The sequence below is a fragment of the Enterococcus durans genome (assembly GCF_002277935.1).
Lineage (GTDB): Bacteria > Bacillota > Bacilli > Lactobacillales > Enterococcaceae > Enterococcus_B > Enterococcus_B durans.
Genome location: NZ_CP022930.1, coordinates 1,602,006 through 1,619,153 on the forward strand (window position 1 = coordinate 1,602,006; position 17,148 = coordinate 1,619,153).

Annotated in this window: 17 protein-coding genes and 1 tRNA gene; 16 read left to right on the plus strand and 2 right to left on the minus strand. The window is 38.0% G+C overall.

Annotated elements, in window-relative coordinates; genetic code table 11:
- Positions 1-28: 28 nt before the first annotated feature.
- The 11 genes from CJZ72_RS07600 to upp all read left to right on the plus strand — a co-directional run bounded on the left by CJZ72_RS07600 (position 29) and on the right by upp (position 10,354).
- The gene (locus tag CJZ72_RS07600; protein ID WP_081134562.1) at positions 29-760 is read left to right on the plus strand and encodes an epoxyqueuosine reductase QueH; all 732 of its coding nucleotides are present in this window, start codon (positions 29-31) and stop codon (positions 758-760) included.
- Positions 761-914: 154 nt separating this feature from the next.
- Positions 915-1,406 carry a hypothetical protein gene (locus CJZ72_RS07605; RefSeq protein WP_179135147.1) on the plus strand — a complete coding sequence of 164 codons (492 nt, stop codon included), beginning with the start codon at positions 915-917 and terminating at the stop codon, positions 1,404-1,406.
- Positions 1,403-2,185 (plus strand): DUF6681 family protein, encoded by a 783-nt coding sequence (locus CJZ72_RS07610; RefSeq protein ID WP_005879261.1) that lies wholly within the window; start codon positions 1,403-1,405, stop codon positions 2,183-2,185. Before CJZ72_RS07605 ends, CJZ72_RS07610 begins: the two co-directional genes overlap by 4 nt.
- Before the next feature lie 176 nt (positions 2,186-2,361).
- Positions 2,362-2,931, plus strand: coding sequence for a signal peptidase I (lepB, locus tag CJZ72_RS07615; RefSeq protein WP_081134560.1), 570 nt, complete (start codon positions 2,362-2,364; stop codon positions 2,929-2,931).
- Between the two features lie 233 nt (positions 2,932-3,164).
- Positions 3,165-3,749: a thymidine kinase gene (locus CJZ72_RS07620; protein WP_081134559.1), complete on the plus strand. Its 585-nt coding sequence runs from the start codon at positions 3,165-3,167 to the stop codon at positions 3,747-3,749.
- 2 nt (positions 3,750-3,751) lie between these two features.
- Complete coding sequence (gene prfA / locus CJZ72_RS07625) at positions 3,752-4,825, plus strand: peptide chain release factor 1 (protein WP_005879255.1); 1,074 nt, start codon at positions 3,752-3,754, stop codon at positions 4,823-4,825.
- Positions 4,818-5,657, plus strand: coding sequence for a peptide chain release factor N(5)-glutamine methyltransferase (gene prmC, locus CJZ72_RS07630; RefSeq protein WP_081134557.1), 840 nt, complete (start codon positions 4,818-4,820; stop codon positions 5,655-5,657). Before prfA ends, prmC begins: the two co-directional genes overlap by 8 nt.
- A 191-nt stretch (positions 5,658-5,848) precedes the next feature.
- On the plus strand, positions 5,849-6,874 hold the full coding sequence (locus CJZ72_RS07635; RefSeq protein ID WP_095443733.1) for an L-threonylcarbamoyladenylate synthase: 1,026 nt from the start codon (positions 5,849-5,851) through the stop codon (positions 6,872-6,874).
- A 145-nt stretch (positions 6,875-7,019) separates the two neighbouring features.
- Complete coding sequence (glyA, locus tag CJZ72_RS07640) at positions 7,020-8,264, plus strand: serine hydroxymethyltransferase (RefSeq protein WP_081134555.1); 1,245 nt, start codon at positions 7,020-7,022, stop codon at positions 8,262-8,264.
- 277 nt (positions 8,265-8,541) lie between these two features.
- Positions 8,542-9,486, plus strand: a complete 945-nt coding sequence (locus CJZ72_RS07645) for an alpha/beta hydrolase (protein ID WP_081134554.1) — start codon at positions 8,542-8,544, stop codon at positions 9,484-9,486.
- Between the two features lie 238 nt (positions 9,487-9,724).
- Positions 9,725-10,354 carry a uracil phosphoribosyltransferase gene (upp, locus tag CJZ72_RS07650; protein ID WP_005879244.1) on the plus strand — a complete coding sequence of 210 codons (630 nt, stop codon included), beginning with the start codon at positions 9,725-9,727 and terminating at the stop codon, positions 10,352-10,354.
- 126 nt (positions 10,355-10,480) lie between these two features.
- On the opposite strand, the gene CJZ72_RS07655 is transcribed toward upp, so the two are convergent.
- The gene (locus CJZ72_RS07655) at positions 10,481-10,723 is read right to left on the minus strand and encodes a hypothetical protein (RefSeq protein ID WP_005879241.1); all 243 of its coding nucleotides are present in this window, start codon (positions 10,721-10,723) and stop codon (positions 10,481-10,483) included.
- 119 nt (positions 10,724-10,842) lie between these two features.
- Between CJZ72_RS07655 and CJZ72_RS07660 the strand changes: the two genes are divergently transcribed.
- The 4 genes from CJZ72_RS07660 to CJZ72_RS07675 all read left to right on the plus strand — a co-directional run bounded on the left by CJZ72_RS07660 (position 10,843) and on the right by CJZ72_RS07675 (position 15,096).
- Positions 10,843-10,915 (plus strand) — tRNA-Thr (locus CJZ72_RS07660).
- 492 nt (positions 10,916-11,407) lie between these two features.
- On the plus strand, positions 11,408-12,181 hold the full coding sequence (locus tag CJZ72_RS07665) for a MurR/RpiR family transcriptional regulator (protein ID WP_081134553.1): 774 nt from the start codon (positions 11,408-11,410) through the stop codon (positions 12,179-12,181).
- A 100-nt stretch (positions 12,182-12,281) separates the two neighbouring features.
- Positions 12,282-13,847 (plus strand): maltose/glucose-specific PTS transporter subunit IIBC, encoded by a 1,566-nt coding sequence (malX, locus tag CJZ72_RS07670; protein WP_198324533.1) that lies wholly within the window; start codon positions 12,282-12,284, stop codon positions 13,845-13,847.
- Positions 13,848-13,866: 19 nt separating this feature from the next.
- Positions 13,867-15,096: a MalY/PatB family protein gene (locus CJZ72_RS07675; RefSeq protein WP_081134551.1), complete on the plus strand. Its 1,230-nt coding sequence runs from the start codon at positions 13,867-13,869 to the stop codon at positions 15,094-15,096.
- A gap of 43 nt (positions 15,097-15,139) precedes the next feature.
- On the opposite strand, the gene CJZ72_RS07680 is transcribed toward CJZ72_RS07675, so the two are convergent.
- The gene (locus CJZ72_RS07680; RefSeq protein ID WP_081134550.1) at positions 15,140-16,087 is read right to left on the minus strand and encodes a glycosyltransferase family 2 protein; all 948 of its coding nucleotides are present in this window, start codon (positions 16,085-16,087) and stop codon (positions 15,140-15,142) included.
- Positions 16,088-16,322: 235 nt separating this feature from the next.
- Here CJZ72_RS07680 and CJZ72_RS07685 point away from each other — a divergent pair, with 235 nt between their 5' ends.
- The gene (locus CJZ72_RS07685; protein ID WP_095443735.1) at positions 16,323-16,808 is read left to right on the plus strand and encodes a methylated-DNA--[protein]-cysteine S-methyltransferase; all 486 of its coding nucleotides are present in this window, start codon (positions 16,323-16,325) and stop codon (positions 16,806-16,808) included.
- Positions 16,809-17,148 lie beyond the last annotated feature (340 nt).

Sequence of the window (17,148 nt, forward strand, 5' to 3'; positions counted from 1 at the left end):
ATATTTGAGTAGAGTGGGGATCTGGACTATGATTGATGCAGAGTTGATTGTTGAAAAAATGAAAAACCAAAAGATAAATTATGATATGGTTTTGAAAAAAATGATTCAGCAATGGGAGAAAGAAGGAACGAAACCTAAATTATTGATTCACACTTGTTGTGCGCCTTGTAGTACACATACATTAGAATTTATGTGTCAGCATGCGGAGGTCACTTTATTTTTCTCAAATTCAAATATCCAACCTAAAAGTGAGTATTTAAGACGACTCCATGAGCAAAAGCGTTTTGTCGATGCATTTAATGAACAAACGAATAATCATGTAGAGTTGATCGTTGATGAATATCGACCAAGTGTATTCAATAAAATGGTTTTAGAAAATAAGTTAGCAGATGAAAGAGAAGGCGGAGCAAGATGTAGCGCTTGTTTCAATATGCGCCTCGATCTAGTGGCGCAAAAAGCCCAAGAACTTGGTTACGATTATTTTGGGAGCGCACTAACGATTTCCCCTAAAAAGAATGCAGCATTGATCAATCAAATCGGCATGGATATCCAAAAAATCTACGGTACCCATTATCTTCCCAGCGATTTTAAGAAAAATAAGGGATATGAACGTTCCATCCAGATGTGCAAAGAGTATGATATCTATCGTCAATGCTATTGTGGCTGTGTGTTTGCCGCGAAACAACAACGATGTGACTTGAAACAAGTGAATCGTGAAGCAAAGGCATACCTAGCAGAGTCAACAGTCACTTTTGACTAAAGCTATAATAAAACTTTCAAACAAACGTAAGAAAAAAATAATAAATTTATGGTAAATATAAGATATAATAACTATTCTGTGGCACGTAAGATTTGGCACATAAACTGGATAGAAAAATGAAAAAGCTATAAATAAAAACAAAGGATGAGATATGATGCGAAAAGTAGCACCTATTTTGAAACCAATAGCGGTTTTGACTATTTCAACAATTGTGGCTACTGCAACCGGTGTGGTCAATAGTTCGAGTTATCGTGCCCCATCAAGTTCTACTACGACAGAGGAGACAACGCCCGCTTCGACTACAGGGGATACAACAACGCAAACAACTGAAACGAGTGATGAGTCTACGACTTTATCAAGTGTTTCGCAAGATACGACAGACACAACAAGTACAACCACATATTCTACTGTTCCTTCAAGTAGTACAGATGAGGATAACAACCAAGAAAATAGTAGCTCAGAAGATACGGCGACAGATGATTTTAACGGTGGAAGCAGTACGGATACAAGTACAACCACTACGCCAAGCAGCACAACACCAAGTTCGTCTATACAAAACAACGGAGATGCGACAGCAAAAAATGCTGCGCTGACTCAAAACTCAAAGACACAGACGAATAACCAGCAAGCAGGTGACTCACAATGACGTTTTTATTAGATATTATCAATAGTGTGCATAAATTTTTAGGCTACCTAGATATTAGTCCGAAATATTTGAATCGCGGTTACACGATTTTAAGTGTGATCCCAACGCTCTATCTTTTGCGTATCGTTTATGGACTATGGCAAAATCAAAATTATTTACAATTTTTCCTATATGGAATCGCCTTTTTGATTCTTGTTTATTTTATCATTTTAAATGTTTTCTACTATTTTCTTGATAAAAATGTGAAGGCAGATGTTACGCAATTATTTGTGAAGTATCTGCCAGATGAAGTATTTAATATCCAAGATGAAGAAAATACAATGGCAAATAATGGAACGATCGACAAAGTAAATACACAGGAAGCTGTAGTTTCTTACGATGAAGACTATCAATTGAAATTAGCCGAGAACATGCGCTATCTGATCGGTAACGGTGAGATCAAGGTCAACGATCTTGGAAGAATGGATGGCTTTTTAGTAGATCGCAATACGTTATATCCCTATTATTATGTAAAAAAAGTTTCTGACAAAGAATACATTTTAAATATTGGGCGTAGTTATTCTGAGATGGAGCCAGTTGGTCGAATGACTGTGGCATCTGCCGAAGATACGATCGAACCAGTGGGACTATTTATCGTCGGTGGTGATTTTGTCAAAGATGGTTTAAGATACCATGAACCTTATCGTTTGAAACTGATTGTCAAAAAAGAACAACCAGAGGAAGCAGAAGAACCAATGATTTACAGTAGGAGTCAACGAAGAAAACATTCCCGTAACTGATAAAAAACGGATAAAGGCTGGAACTAAAAAAGCTGTTCCAGTCTTTTGCTACACTTAAAAAAACATCTGATAGTATAAACTGAATGTGCACTTATTCTTTCCTTTAGTTTCTAAAAAAGGTAAAATAAAGTGGAACACGAATAAAAGGTTAAAAATAAAAATACGGGAGGTATTTTGTGAAAGAATTTTTGAAAAATTGGGGTATTCTGATCCTAGTACTAGCAGCCCTTCTATTAGCGCGTGTTTACGTATTCACACCAGTCACTGTCAATGGACATTCAATGGATCCAACTTTGAATGATGGACAGCGATTGATTTCATCAAAAATTTCAAAATATGAGCGTTTTGACATCATCACAACCAAAGAACCTGGAGATGAAGATCGGATGATCGTGAAGCGTATCATCGGCTTACCAGGAGATACAGTAAAAATGGAAAATGATCAGTTGACGATCAATGGAAAAAAATATGATGAGCCTTACTTAGATGAATTCAAAAAAGAATTTGCTGATGATAAGCTACAAGATGAATATTCCTATAGCCAAGCTTTTCAGGCACAAGCAGAAAATGCACAAAAATTTACAAGTGATTTTGACTATACGGTGCCTAAAGGAGAGTATCTGGTTCTGGGAGACAACCGTCTGATTTCTAAAGATAGTCGGATGTTTGGATTTGTCGATAAAGATATGATCCAAGGAAAAGTTGTTTTCCGTTACTGGCCACTTAATGAAATCAACGTCATCTGATAGAGAGTAAAAATGAGACAATCACTGGTAGAAGTGACTGTCTCTTTTTTTCTGTCTTTTCTGACCTCGGGGATAGTGATAGAAACTAGTGAAAATATCCCTTTTAATCAGTTATAAAACTCTATGCACTTGGTTTTTGGTAACGAACCAATCAGGACTGAAAATTCTCACTGTAAAAAATGATGAAAATCAAGTATAATACCATAGGAACAAACTGGAAGGTGAACGAGGGAATGGCACAACTATTTTTTAAGTATGGCGCAATGAATAGCGGCAAGACAATCGAGATTTTAAAAGTAGCACATAATTATGAAGAACAAAATAAACCAGTTGTGTTGATGACAAGTGGTATCGATACAAGAGACGGCGTAGGAGTTGTTTCTAGTCGAATCGGCTTAAAACGAGAAGCAATGCCGATTTTTGAAGAAACAGATGTCTATGATGTCATTTTAAAAATGGAAAACAAACCGTATTGTATATTGATTGACGAGGCGCAATTCTTAAAAAAAGAGCATGTTATTGCGTTCACGAAAATTGTTGATGAATTAAACATTCCGGTGATGGCGTTTGGCTTGAAAAATGATTTTCGAAATGAATTATTTGAAGGATCAAAATATTTATTGCTTTATGCAGACAAAATCGAAGAGATGAAGACCATTTGCTGGTTTTGTCATAAAAAAGCAATTATGAATTTACATTATATTGATGGGAAACCTGTATATGAGGGGGACCAAGTCCAAATTGGTGGCAATGAAGCCTATTACCCGGTTTGCCGGAAACATTATTTCCACCCATCGATTATTACAGAAGGAGAATAAGCATGTACGATCAATTACAATCAATTGAAGACCGTTATGAAGAGCTTGGTGAGTTACTAAGCGATCCAGAAGTGATCACGGATACAAAACGATTTATGCAATTGTCAAAAGAAGAAGCAAATACTCGTGAAACAGTTGAAGTCTATCGTCGCTACAAGGAAGTCGTTCAAGGAATCAAAGATACCGAAGAGTTGCTTGGTGAAAAATTAGACGATGATATGGCTGAAATGGCAAAAGAAGAACTTTCTGAATTGAAAAAGGAAAAGGAAGAATTAGAGGAAAAAATCAAGATTCTACTACTTCCTAAAGATCCTAATGACGATAAAAATATTATCATGGAAATTCGTGGAGCCGCAGGTGGGGATGAAGCAGCCTTATTTGCTGGAGACCTATTCAATATGTACCAAAAATATGCAGAATCACAAGGCTGGAAAACAGAAGTCATGGAAGCAAGCATCACGGGTATTGGCGGATACAAAGAAGTGATCATGATGATTACAGGGGATAATGTCTACTCTAAATTGAAATACGAAAGTGGTGCTCACCGTGTACAACGTGTACCATCAACAGAATCCCAAGGTCGGATCCATACATCAACAGCAACAGTCGTTGTGATGCCCGAAGCAGAAGAAGTCGAAATCGATATCGAAGACAAAGATATCCGTACAGATATTTATCATGCATCTGGAGCTGGTGGACAGCACGTCAATAAGACAGCTTCAGCGGTTCGTTTAACACACTTGCCTACAGGAATCGTCGTTGCGATGCAAGATGAACGTTCTCAATTGAAAAACCGAGAAAAAGCAATGAAGATCTTACGTGCACGCGTGTACGATAAAATCCAACAAGAAGCACAAAGCGAATACGATGCAAATCGTAAATCTGCTGTAGGTACAGGAGACCGTTCCGAACGAATCCGTACGTACAATTTCCCACAGAATCGTGTGACAGACCACCGTATTGGATTAACCATCCAAAAACTCGATCAAATACTTGCCGGAAAACTTGATGAAATCGTTGATGCACTTATCATGTACGATCAAACATCGAAATTGGAAGCAATGCAAAATGGGTAAGACCACATATCGAGAAGTCCTCTCACGGGCTTCTTCTTTTTTAGAATCCAAAACGATCGAAGGATACAGTATCCAATTTCTGTTTCTTGAAAGAAAAAAATGGAGTAAAACAGATTGGTTGATCCATATGAATGACCCAATATCAACAAAAGATCAAGAAATGATCGATCAAGATATGGCACTGCTTTTGAAACACTTGCCCCCGCAATACATCTTAGGATATGCGGATTTTTATGGTCATCGTTTAAAAGTAACAAAAGACACATTGATCCCTCGACCAGAGACCGAAGAATTAGTCCAACTGTGTTTAGACGAGACTTCTGATGAACGATTAGACGTTGTTGATGTCGGTACGGGTACTGGTGCGATAGCAATCAGTTTAAAAGCGAAAAGATCTTCTTGGAATGTCTCGGCTGTTGATCTATCAGAGCAAGCATTAGCAGTAGCAAAGGAAAATGCGAACCAGGAGTCTGTCGATATTTGTTTTTATCATGGGGATACCTTGGCTCCCGTGAGTGCGCAAAAATTTGATATCATCATTTCAAATCCGCCATACATCAGTATCGCTGAATGGAATCTGATGGATGAAAGTGTTCGGACATATGAACCGAAAATGGCATTATTTGCAGAAGACCAAGGATTAGCAATCTATAAAAAAATTGCTAAAGAAGCAAAAGATTTATTGAAATCAAAAGGCAAGATTTTTTTGGAGATAGGGTTTACGCAAGGCGCTGCTGTAAAAAGAATTTTTGAAGATGTTTTTCCTGATAAAAAAGTGCGTATCAGAAAAGATCTATTCGGAAATGAACGGATGATCATCGTAACAGATTAGTTGTGGATGAAAATATTTTTTTCTGTTTTTTTATTATAAAAAAACATTGATTTAACAAGGATGTAACCGACTTTTTAACTTATCAACAGACTTATCCACTATTGACAAAATAGTTATCAACAATCTGTTGATAAGAAGTGGATAAAGTGGAATAAATCAAGTATTCAATAAAAATGGGGTGTGGATAGACTGTGGAAACAAAATATTATAACGAAGAACAATTAAAAGAAGCTGCTCAAGCATTGAAGTCGGGTGATCTGGTGGCATTTCCAACAGAAACTGTGTACGGGTTAGGTGCGAATGCTCTTTTGCCAGATGCTGTCAAGCAAGTGTTTTCAGTAAAAGGACGTCCACAAGACAATCCATTGATCGTCCATGTGTCATCATTTGAACAGGTGAAAACGTATGTGGATAACTTTCATCCAGCGACGGCAAAAATTGTTGAGAACTTTTGGCCTGGGCCACTTACTTTGATTTTTGAGATTAAAAAAGGCAGTCTTCCTTCAATAGTGACTGGTGGTTTATCCACAGCAGCTTTTCGCATGCCAGATAACAAAAAAACTTTGACTACGATTGAGCTAGCTGGAGTTCCTCTGGTCGGTCCGAGTGCCAATACATCTGGAAAACCTAGCCCTACGACTGCAGCTCACGTTTTTCATGATCTACAAGGAAAGATTACAGGGATCATCGACGATGGGGCTACTAGAATCGGTGTAGAATCCACTGTGATTGATCTCAGTGATCCAGCAGCTGATCCTATGATATTACGTCCTGGCGCTGTGACTAAAGAACAATTGGAAGCAGTAATTGGCGGTAACGTAACGATCGATCGCCATTTAGTGCAAAGTTCTGAAACACCGAAATCTCCTGGAATGAAGTATAAACATTATGCACCAGATACCCAAGTGATGATGGTTCGTCCAGAGGATTGGCAGGAGGCAGTCCATTGGGCAAAAGAAAAGGCATTACGTGTTGGTGTGATTGCAGGCCCAACGATTGCGGAAGCTGTTCGCTTTGATGTAGCGGCTGTATATATGTATTTCAATGATTCTGTTGAAGCGGCAACTAAAGGATTATTTGCTGGATTAAGAGGGCTGGATGAGGAAAACTTGGCGCTTGATCTGATTTTGGTAGAAACTTTTCCTGAAGATGGTCTAGGCAATGCGTATATGAATCGCCTCAAAAAATCGGCGAACCAAAAATATTTTGAAAAATGATCTTACGTATCTTGTTCCCAGCTTTTATTATGATACAATGCAATAAAGTAAACTCAATTGAAAAAAAGATGAGAGTTTACAGGTTGAACTGATTTTTGTTTGCTAGAAAATCTGTTTGATACACAATATAGAGGAGCTGTTGTTTGTGGTAGACTACAAAACGTTTGACCCTGATTTATGGGCTGCAATCGCAAAAGAAGAACAAAGACAAGAAAATAATCTGGAGCTTATTGCTTCCGAAAATTTTGTTTCTGAAGCAGTGATGGCAGCTCAAGGAAGTATATTGACGAATAAATACGCAGAAGGTTATCCTGGACATCGATATTATGGTGGCTGTGAATTTGTTGATATCGTTGAAAATTTGGCAATTGACCGTGCAAAAGAATTATTTGGCGCAAAATTTGTAAATGTTCAACCTCATTCCGGATCCCAAGCAAATACGGCGGCATATCTTGCCTTAGTAGAACCTGGCGACACGATTTTAGGAATGGATCTTTCAGCAGGAGGCCATTTGACACATGGGTCCCCAGTTAATTTTAGTGGTAAAACGTATCATTTTGTTGCCTATGGAGTAGACCCAACAACAGAAGTCATCGACTATAATGTGGTTCGGATCTTAGCAAGAAAACATCAGCCAAAGTTGATCGTTGCTGGCGCGAGTGCATATGGTAGAACGATCGATTTTGCCAAATTTAGAGAAATCGCGGATGAAGTCGGTGCAAAATTAATGGTCGACATGGCGCACATCGCTGGATTAGTAGCAACTGGCATGCATCCAAGCCCAATTCCTTATGCAGATATCACAACAACAACGACACATAAGACGTTACGTGGACCTCGTGGTGGAATGATTTTGACCAATGATGAAGCATTAGCTAAAAAAATCAATAGTGCTGTCTTCCCAGGGATTCAAGGTGGACCATTAGAACATGTGATCGCGGGTAAAGCAGCGGCATTCAAAGAAGCATTGATGCCTGAGTTCAAAGAATATAGTGAACAGATCATTGCTAATGCAAAAGCCATGACAAAAGTGTTCAATCAAGCAATCGGTACCCGAGTAGTATCTGGCGCAACAGACAATCACTTAGTCTTGATCGATGTGCGTGGGTTGGAATTAAATGGAAAAGAAGCAGAAAGTATCTTAGATAGTGTCAATATCACTGTCAATAAAAATTCAATTCCATTTGAAACGCTAAGTCCGTTCAAAACCAGTGGTATCCGTATCGGCACACCAGCAATCACTACACGTGGATTTAAAGAAGCAGATGCCACTAGAGTAGCAGAACTTGTCGTGAAGGCTCTACAAGTAAAAGATAATGAAGCACAACTAGATGAAGTGCGAACAGGCGTACGTGAATTAACGGAAAAGTATCCTTTATATAATAAATAAAACATATGGTTGAAGATGAGCAGTGTTGTACCGCAAGAAATAAGCAGAAACGTACGGAATTTATTTTTCAAATTTTACGAATTTCGCTTTATTTTGCGAAAAGCTGCTTTTGGAACAATGTTTACTCAAAAAAGAGGGGTGTGGACAAGCATTTTGTCACGTCCTTCTTTTTTTCGAAGCCAATTCGAAGTACAGACTGATTTTTTGACTTTTTCCCCTTAGCTATCTAGTATATGAGGTGTAATTTGGCTCTTTATCAAAACAAGGGGGAATCACGATGACCGAACGAATTTCATTAGAAAAAGAAGCAGTTGAATTTAGCGATGCCAATGCACCTCACCCCAGAATTTATGAATTACCGCCAGAAGAAGGGCGTGCGCTTTTAGAAAAAGTACAAGATTCATCAGTTGATAAATTACCAGTAGATGTTGAAGATCTGATCGTAGATACAAAGGATTGGGGAAAAATCAATGTTCGGTTCGTGCGACCAGAAGGAAATGTCGATAAGCTACCAGTCATCTTCTATATCCATGGTGCAGGTTGGGTATTTGGTAGCGCTCAGACCCACGATAAATTAATTCGGGAGTTAGCTGTCCGAACAAATTCAGTGGTAGTATTTCCTGAATACAGCCGTTCACCTGAAGCAAAATATCCAGTAGCTATCGAACAAAATTATTTTGTTTTACAAAAATTAAGAGAATTAGCAGAATCAAAAGGATTAGATCTTACGAAATTGAGTGTAGCAGGTGATTCAGTTGGCGGTAATATGGCCACTGTTATGACTCTTTTGACGAAACAGCGTCAAGGTCTGCCTATCCATAAACAATTGTTGTATTATCCAGTGACAGATGCCAATTTCGATACAGATTCTTATCAAGAATTTGAAGAAAATTACTTTTTGACTAAAGAAGGTATGAAATGGTTTTGGGATCAGTATACAATAGATGAAAAAGAGCGTGCAGAAATCACAGCCTCCCCATTGCGTGCTTCTTTAGACGAATTGAGGGATCTGCCACCAGCAATGATTTTAACTGGGGAAGCAGATGTGTTACGCGATGAAGGAGAAGCATACGCTCGAAAACTTAGAGCAGCAGGGGTTCCCATTACACAAGCTCGTTTCCAAGGAATCATCCATGACTTCGTGATGGTCAATGCGATGGATCAAACCAAAGCGGCCCGAGCAGCAATGGCTCTATCCACACAATGGCTAAAGGAAGACTAGAATGATACTTTCTGTGTATCGTATCTTGTAATATTTTATAGTAACCAGAAACAGTAAAAATAACAAATAATAAGTGATTAGTTAACTTTTTTGTTATTTTTTACTGTTTTTTTTAGTGTGATCGATTTGTTTTTTTATTTGGGCTATTTTCTTTAGAAAATTCATGAGTTATACTAGTCAATTGACGTAATTTGTTTTACAATTAAAAAGAAACGACAGAACAAAGGAGACCAGAAAAATGGGCAAATTTCAAGTGATCGACCATCCATTGATCCAACACAAACTAACTATTATTCGAGACAAAGATTGCGGGACAAAAGTCTTTCGTGAGGTTGTTGACGAGATTGCTATGTTGATGGCATATGAAGTATCACGTGATATGCCGTTGGAAGATGTTGTCATTGAAACACCAATCACAAAATCAACACAAAAAACGTTATCTGGTAAAAAAGTAGCAATCATCCCAATCCTTCGAGCAGGTATCGGAATGGTTGATGGTATCTTAGAATTGATCCCAGCTGCAAAAGTAGGTCATATCGGATTGTACCGTGATGAAGAAACACTTGAACCACATGAATATTTCGTTAAATTACCGGAAGATATCGATGCACGTCAATTATTTGTTGTTGACCCAATGTTGGCAACAGGTGGTTCAGCGATCATGGCGATCGATGCATTAAAAGAACGTGGAGCATCAAACATCAAATTTGTATGTTTAGTTGCTGCTCCAGAAGGTGTGAAAGCTTTACAAGAAGCACATCCAGATATTGATATCTATACTGCTGCATTAGATGAAAAACTAAATGAACATGGATATATCGTACCAGGATTAGGCGATGCTGGTGACCGTTTATTCGGTACGAAATAAGGTTTTTCCACGGATCAACCTAAAAAAATCAAAATAAAATACGCAAGACGAGGTTCAGAACTCATTTCGTCTTGCGTAATTTTTTATATAATAAAAAACCATCCCAAAGCATAGAGATGGTCAGTGTCAAATCTTCTTCAATTCCTTGTAGTTGATAATTACTACACCCTTGCTTTGCGTCATCAAATTGGCATTTTCGTCAGTTTCATCAATCTCAACAACAGCGGAATTTTTAAGTTGTTTTGAAATCGTTCCAGTTTGCGGTTTTCCATGAATCGTGAAGGTCACATGTGTATCAATCGTAAATTTTTCCCCAAATTCTGATGGTACGATGGTTGTATCAAATTTTCCAAAAGTTGCCATTTTCATAAAACCTGCCTTTCATATCAATTATACCACGTTTTATGAAAAAAATCATGAAATAAGTAAAAGTTTACAGTTTTGGCTTTACATTCAATCCAATTCCGTTTATAATTTCATATGGAAACGCCAGCTTAGCTCAGTTGGTAGAGCAACGCACTCGTAACGCGTAGGTCGTAGGTTCGACTCCTATAGCTGGCATCATATATAGAAGCTGTCATATCAAGGTTTTACCTTGAGTATGATGGCTTTTTTTGTTTGCATTTTTTAGCTCCGTGGGCAGAGATATGGGCAAGAATATGAAAATTGAACAAGAGAAAAATACATTATTGAGAAGAAAAAAATGACAAACAAATAGAAAACTGGAAGTTACTGTGAAACCTTGTGATTTCTTTATAGATATATCAGAACAAATAAATATACTAAGTAGTATTTATAAAAGAAATACTCCAGACCATGCGTATTATATTTGTGAAAATAGACCAAGGATTGGAGAAATTATTGGATAAGAAAAGTTGGAAAGTGAATGAAGAGTATCTTCTGAAAATACTAGTGATTCATCTAGTTTTTATAGGAGAAACGAGGAATAAAATTATTTATACTTTTGTACGATTTAATGTAGATTTTACATAATAGTTAGAGTAATATTTAGAAAATGAAAAATCGATCAAAAACAAGAAAAGAGGCGATTGAATGAACAAAGTATATAAACGAATCCAATATAAAATTCCAAAATTGAATCAAGTTGAAAAGAACGTTCTTGATTATTGTTTGTGTACGTCTGAAAACATTTTTTCAATGACGGCCGCCGAATTAGCAAGCAAAACATTTACCAGTCAACCGACAATTACTCGAATGGCGAAAAAATTAGGCTTTCAAGGTTATCAAGAATTTAAATTTGCCATCAAAAATAATCTTCATTTTGAACAAGAAGATGTCCATGAAAATGAGCAAACCTCCTTGAGTCCATTGATCAATGAACTTTTCCAACAAATACTCACTACTTTTGAAGAACTTGACTTGGTACAAATCGATCGCGCGGTAGAAATGCTCAAAGAAGCGAATCGAATTGAGATTTTTGCTTTAGGGCAAAGTATCCCTGTGGCAGTTTCAGTGAATCGTAAGTTGCATTTTTTAGGGAAAAACGTAGGACATTCGACTGATTGGGATGAACTGACTGCAATCAGTAAACAATTGACCGAGCAAGATCTAGCGATTTTTATTAGTCATAGCGGCGAAACGATGGGAATGATTAACTATGCGGAATTATTAAACAAACGAAATGTACCCATTCTTTCTTTTCTAGGACAAAAAAGAAGTACTTTAGAAGCTGCCTCGACAGCTGCATTTATTGCAGAAATAATGACGATCTACCACCACGATATTGACTTAAGCCCAAGAGCTTCATTAGATATCCTTCTTGATATTGTGATGATCCAATATGCGAAACAAATGAAAACAGAATAGCCATTCCGATTTATGAATATTCATTCTTCTTTCTTATATAGACTTGTAACAATCTTAGGAATCGCTTACATTTATTTTAGAAAAAAGAAGAGGAGGATGAATGATGCAAAAGGGGAAAAAAGCTAGTTACATGGAGATTTTTCAAGGATTAGGAAAAACATTTATGTTGCCAGTAGCCCTATTAGCTTTTATGGGGTTGTTTCTGGGAATAGGAAGTGCATTTTCAGCAGAATCTGCGATCGATGCTTTTCCTTTTTTAGGGGCAGAATGGTTACAAGTTATTTTTCGGTTTATGTCGACGATTGGAGGTTTCGCATTTAGTTATTTGCCAGTCATGTTTGCGATGGCTATTCCTCTAGGTTTGGCACGAAAAGAAAAAGGAGTAGCGGCTTTTTCTGGATTTGTTGGGTATGTCGTGATGCAATTATCGATTAATTTTTATTTACAACAGACGAACCAATTAGCGGAGAGTGCCCAATTACGAGAATCAGGACAAGAAATGGTGTTTGGTATCCAGACACTATCGATGGGGGTCCTTGGCGGGATCATTGCAGGTTTGATCGTTTATCAGCTACACACAAGATTCTATCAGTTTCAATTACCAGATAGTTTTGCCTTTTTCTCAGGAACGCGTTTTGTACCGATCATTACTTCGGTCACGCTAGCAATCGTAGGGGTGATGATCCCTATCATTTGGCCAATATTTGCGATGGTCATCACTGGGATCGGTCATCTGATTCAACGATCAGGTCCATTTGGTCCGTTCTTGTTCGGTGCAGGGGAACGTTTATTACTTCCTTTCGGGTTGCATCATATCTTGGTTTCGATGATTCGCTTTACAGAAGCGGGTGGAAGCCAACTGATCGATGGGCAACAAGTATTTGGCGCATTGAACATCTTTTATAGCGAATTGCAACATGGACTATCTATCTCACCAAATGCTACAGCCTTTTTATCTCAAGGAAAAATGCCTACATTCATGTTTGGCTTACCTGCGGCTGCTTTGGCGATGTATCGAACGGCAAAGCCTTCGAATCGACCTATGATCAAAGGATTATTGATTTCAGGTGTGATTGCGACTTTTGTAACGGGTATCACTGAACCCATTGAGTTTTTATTCCTATTTTTGAGTCCGTTACTATGGATTTTCCACGTGATCATGACAGGTGCTGGTTTTATGCTCATGAGCTTGTTAGGTGTGACGATTGGAAATACAGATGGTGGGATACTGGACTTTATCATTTTCGGTGTGATGCAAGGTTCTTACACAAAATGGTGGATGGTGCTGCTTGTTGGTGTTGTGTGGTTTGCAGTGTATTACTTTGTCTTCAAAACAGTGATTTTACGTAAAAATTTGAAAACACCTGGTCGCGAGGATCTAACGGCTGAGGCAGAATACACAGAAACGGAAATGGCGCACAGAGTCAAAGGTGGATTTGACGCAGAGGAAATATTGCGTGCACTAGGAGGAACAGCAAATATTACTTCACTTGACAATTGCATCACACGTCTACGGTTAGTTGTGAATGATGGTTCCCTTGTGGATGACGATCGGTTGAAAAAACTGGGGGCTTTAGGTGTCATTCATTTGGATAAAACCAATGTCCAGGTGATCATTGGTACGAAAGTCACCACGGTCAGAAACCAATTAGATGCAATTTTATAAGAAGGCAGGAGTGAAAAAAATGTTTTTCGATGAACAAATCAATCGTAGAGGTACCCATTGCACACAGTGGGATTATATCGAAGATCGTTTTGGAAAGAGCGACTTGTTGCCCTTCACTATCTCAGATACCGATTTTAAAGTTCCGCCGGCAGTCGAACATGCTTTGAAAGAACGGATGGAACACCCGATTTTTGGTTATACAAGATGGAATCATGACGATTTCAAGGAAGCTATAACAAATTGGTATGTTCATCGTTTTGATACTGTTATAGAAAAAGAGTGGCTTGGGTATAGTCCGTCTGTGATTTATAGTGTCAAGCAGCTTATTACGTTGTTGAGTGATCAAGGGGATGGGGTAATCATCCAGACTCCAGCGTATGATGCATTTTATAAGACGATCATCGGAAACAAACGAAGAGTTGTTGCCAACGATTTGATTTATGATAAAGGAAAATACCATCTTGATCTAGAGGATCTAGCTTTGCAAATGGCTAAAAAAGAAAACAAGATCTTATTGCTTTGTAGTCCACATAACCCAACGGGAAGGGTGTGGGAAAAACAGGAATTAATAGCGATAATCGAACTGGCCAAAGCATATGACGTCTTCATTATTTCAGATGAGATACACATGGATATTTTGAGAAAAGGGCATAAGCATACTCCTTTAATTGATTTAGTTCAGGAAAGGGTGGCTGTTGTTACCTCTGGGAGTAAGACGTTTAATTTTCCGGGTTTGATTTTCTCCTATGTACTGATTCCAGATGAAGGATTACGCCAACGATTTTTTGATCAACTAAAAGGGGCAGATGGATTAAGTTCTACAAGTATTTTTGGTTTAGTGGCAACGATCGCTGCTTATAAAAAAGAAGCGCAATGGGTAGATGAGCTGAATCATTATATTGATGAGAATATCGCGTTTGTGACGAGTTATTTAAAAGAGCAGCATCCTGAGGTCATCGTTACGCCAAGTGAAGCGACTTATTTGATGTGGTTGGATTGTGGTGCGTTACCTTACAGTATGGACGAGTTGCAAACAAGACTAGTCGATGAAGGGAAAGTCGCTATTATGTCAGGAGCTACTTATGGTCCATCTGGTAAACAATTTTTACGTTTGAATGTTGGGTGTCCTAGACAAAAATTGGAAGAAGGCTTACGTCGATTGACTAAAAGCCTTCAAAAGGACTTCATGTATGATGTATCGTCATTTAGCGAAAGAAGTGATGATCAAATCATTCAGCGGATGGACTAAAGATCAGCAAAAAAACTGTCTCGAATAATTCGAGACAGTTTTTTTAGTTTTCTTTTTCAATTCGAGGTGTTTTTTTCTTTTCTGTTTCTCGAATGATATAAACTGGCCGTTGTTTGGTTTCTAAGAAAATTTTACCAATATATTTTCCGATGATCCCTAGACAGAGCAATTGGATTCCGCCGATAAATAAGAGGATGGATACCATAGAAGGCCAACCAGCAGTTGGATCTCCAAATAATAGCGCACGAAAAATAATAAATATTATTGCGATTCCTGAACCAACGCAAGATAAGGCTCCTACAAAGGAGGCGATTGTTAGTGGAGCATCAGAGAAATTGATGATCCCATCGATCGAATAATTGAATAGTTTCCAAAATGACCATGATGTTTCACCAGCAACACGTTCACGATTTTCAAAGGAGATGTATTCTGTTTTGAAACCCACCCAGCTAAAGAGGCCTTTTGAGAAGCGATTGTATTCAGTCAATTCTAATACGGCGTCGACCATTTGGCGAGTCATCAAGCGAAAGTCTCTTGCGCCATCCACCATTTCTGTATCACTGATTTTGTTGATCAATCGATAAAATGTTCGGGCAAAGAAACTGCGAAGTACTGGTTCGCCTTCGCGTGTCGAGCGTCGAGTTCCTACACAGTCGATATCTGTAGTAGTTATTTTTTCAATCATGACTGGCAGTAGTTCGGGTGGATCTTGTAAGTCCACATCCATCACTGTGATCAGTTCGCCAGTTGAAGCTTGTAAGCCGGCATAAAGAGCAGCTTCTTTACCAAAATTTCGGGAAAAAGAAATGAATCTGACGTAGGGATATTTTCCCGCTAGCTGTTTGATAGCTTGTAACGTACCATCTTTCGAACCATCATCAATAAACAAGTATTCAAATTCATGAGCCCCTTTAAATTTTTCTACTTCATCGAAAAAAAGCGGTATCGTTTTTTCTTCATTAAAGCAAGGGACAACAATTGATATTTTCATCGTTTTGATCCTTTCACGTAGAGATTACTTTTGTACTATTATGATTAGTAAACTTACCCTTAAATAACATACACAGATAAGAATAGTTATTTTGAGAAGACATCAGTTTTAGTTTACCATCTGTAGGAAATTTAATAAACTTTTAAATTGCAAATTTCATAAAAATAAAGGAAGATAAATGAAAATATGTAAAAGTGGGGGAAGTCTAGGTCGATGAAGATCATTAGACGATGAGATGAAAATAAAAACAACAATCGGCGATGTATGGTTGGCTGCGGACAATAGCGGGTTGACAGCTGTTTCGTTTCAACCAATTGCTGAAGGACAACAAGCCAATCAAGAAATTTTGCTGCTGGGAAAAAATCAAATCCAAGAGTATTTTGGAGGGCAACGACAATCATTTGATGTGCCACTATCAATAAATAAAGGAACAATTTTTCAAAAGAAAGTCTGGCAAGCACTACAAGCTATTCCGTATGGTGAAATACGGACTTATAAGGAGATTGCGATAGCTGTAGGTAGCCCTAAGGCAGTACGAGCCATTGGACAAGCCGATCGTACGAATCCTTTGCCAATCGTGATTCCTTGCCATCGAGTTATTGGTCAAAATGGTCAATTAACAGGATATATGGGAAATACAGAAGAAGGGATTGCGATCAAACATCAATTGTTAGTATTAGAAGGATATTTTTCGGAGAATGAAGAAGGTGTTTCTAAATAGAAAATAGCTGTAGGCAAGAATGAGGTGCGCTCCAAAAGTTGTATGTGTAAAGGACAATTTTGGAGGCGCACTTTAAAAGTAGTTGCCTCACGCTTAAAAAATGAATAAACGAGCAGAAATAGTTCCTTCGAATATTCCAAAATTCTTTTTATAAATTTTATTTTTAGTATCCCCTTTCATTTCCGTAAAAATCGTTATGTATGTTAAATGGATAGATTATTCAGAAGCTTTAAGCGATTGAATCATTAGTTCAGTACTTGTTTATATCCTAAAACTTATTTGAGGTTGGGACAGAAGTGTTTATTTCCGAAGGAGTTGCTTCTGCTCCCACCGTTTATTC

What these genes read in the sequence shown, in the direction of transcription:
- CJZ72_RS07600 (WP_081134562.1), top strand. Translation starts at nt 29, where the DNA reads ATGATTGATGCAGAGTTGATTGTTGAAAAAATGAAAAACCAAAAGATA.
- CJZ72_RS07605 (WP_179135147.1), top strand. Translation starts at nt 915, where the DNA reads ATGCGAAAAGTAGCACCTATTTTGAAACCAATAGCGGTTTTGACTATT.
- CJZ72_RS07610 (WP_005879261.1), top strand. Translation starts at nt 1,403, where the DNA reads ATGACGTTTTTATTAGATATTATCAATAGTGTGCATAAATTTTTAGGC.
- CJZ72_RS07620 (WP_081134559.1), top strand. Translation starts at nt 3,165, where the DNA reads ATGGCACAACTATTTTTTAAGTATGGCGCAATGAATAGCGGCAAGACA.
- prfA (WP_005879255.1), top strand. Translation starts at nt 3,752, where the DNA reads ATGTACGATCAATTACAATCAATTGAAGACCGTTATGAAGAGCTTGGT.
- prmC (WP_081134557.1), top strand. Translation starts at nt 4,818, where the DNA reads ATGGGTAAGACCACATATCGAGAAGTCCTCTCACGGGCTTCTTCTTTT.
- CJZ72_RS07645 (WP_081134554.1), top strand. Translation starts at nt 8,542, where the DNA reads ATGACCGAACGAATTTCATTAGAAAAAGAAGCAGTTGAATTTAGCGAT.
- upp (WP_005879244.1), top strand. Translation starts at nt 9,725, where the DNA reads ATGGGCAAATTTCAAGTGATCGACCATCCATTGATCCAACACAAACTA.
- CJZ72_RS07655 (WP_005879241.1), bottom strand. Translation starts at nt 10,723, where the DNA reads ATGAAAATGGCAACTTTTGGAAAATTTGATACAACCATCGTACCATCA.
- CJZ72_RS07665 (WP_081134553.1), top strand. Translation starts at nt 11,408, where the DNA reads ATGAACAAAGTATATAAACGAATCCAATATAAAATTCCAAAATTGAAT.
- malX (WP_198324533.1), top strand. Translation starts at nt 12,282, where the DNA reads ATGATGCAAAAGGGGAAAAAAGCTAGTTACATGGAGATTTTTCAAGGA.
- CJZ72_RS07675 (WP_081134551.1), top strand. Translation starts at nt 13,867, where the DNA reads ATGTTTTTCGATGAACAAATCAATCGTAGAGGTACCCATTGCACACAG.
- CJZ72_RS07680 (WP_081134550.1), bottom strand. Translation starts at nt 16,087, where the DNA reads ATGAAAATATCAATTGTTGTCCCTTGCTTTAATGAAGAAAAAACGATA.
- CJZ72_RS07685 (WP_095443735.1), top strand. Translation starts at nt 16,323, where the DNA reads ATGAAAATAAAAACAACAATCGGCGATGTATGGTTGGCTGCGGACAAT.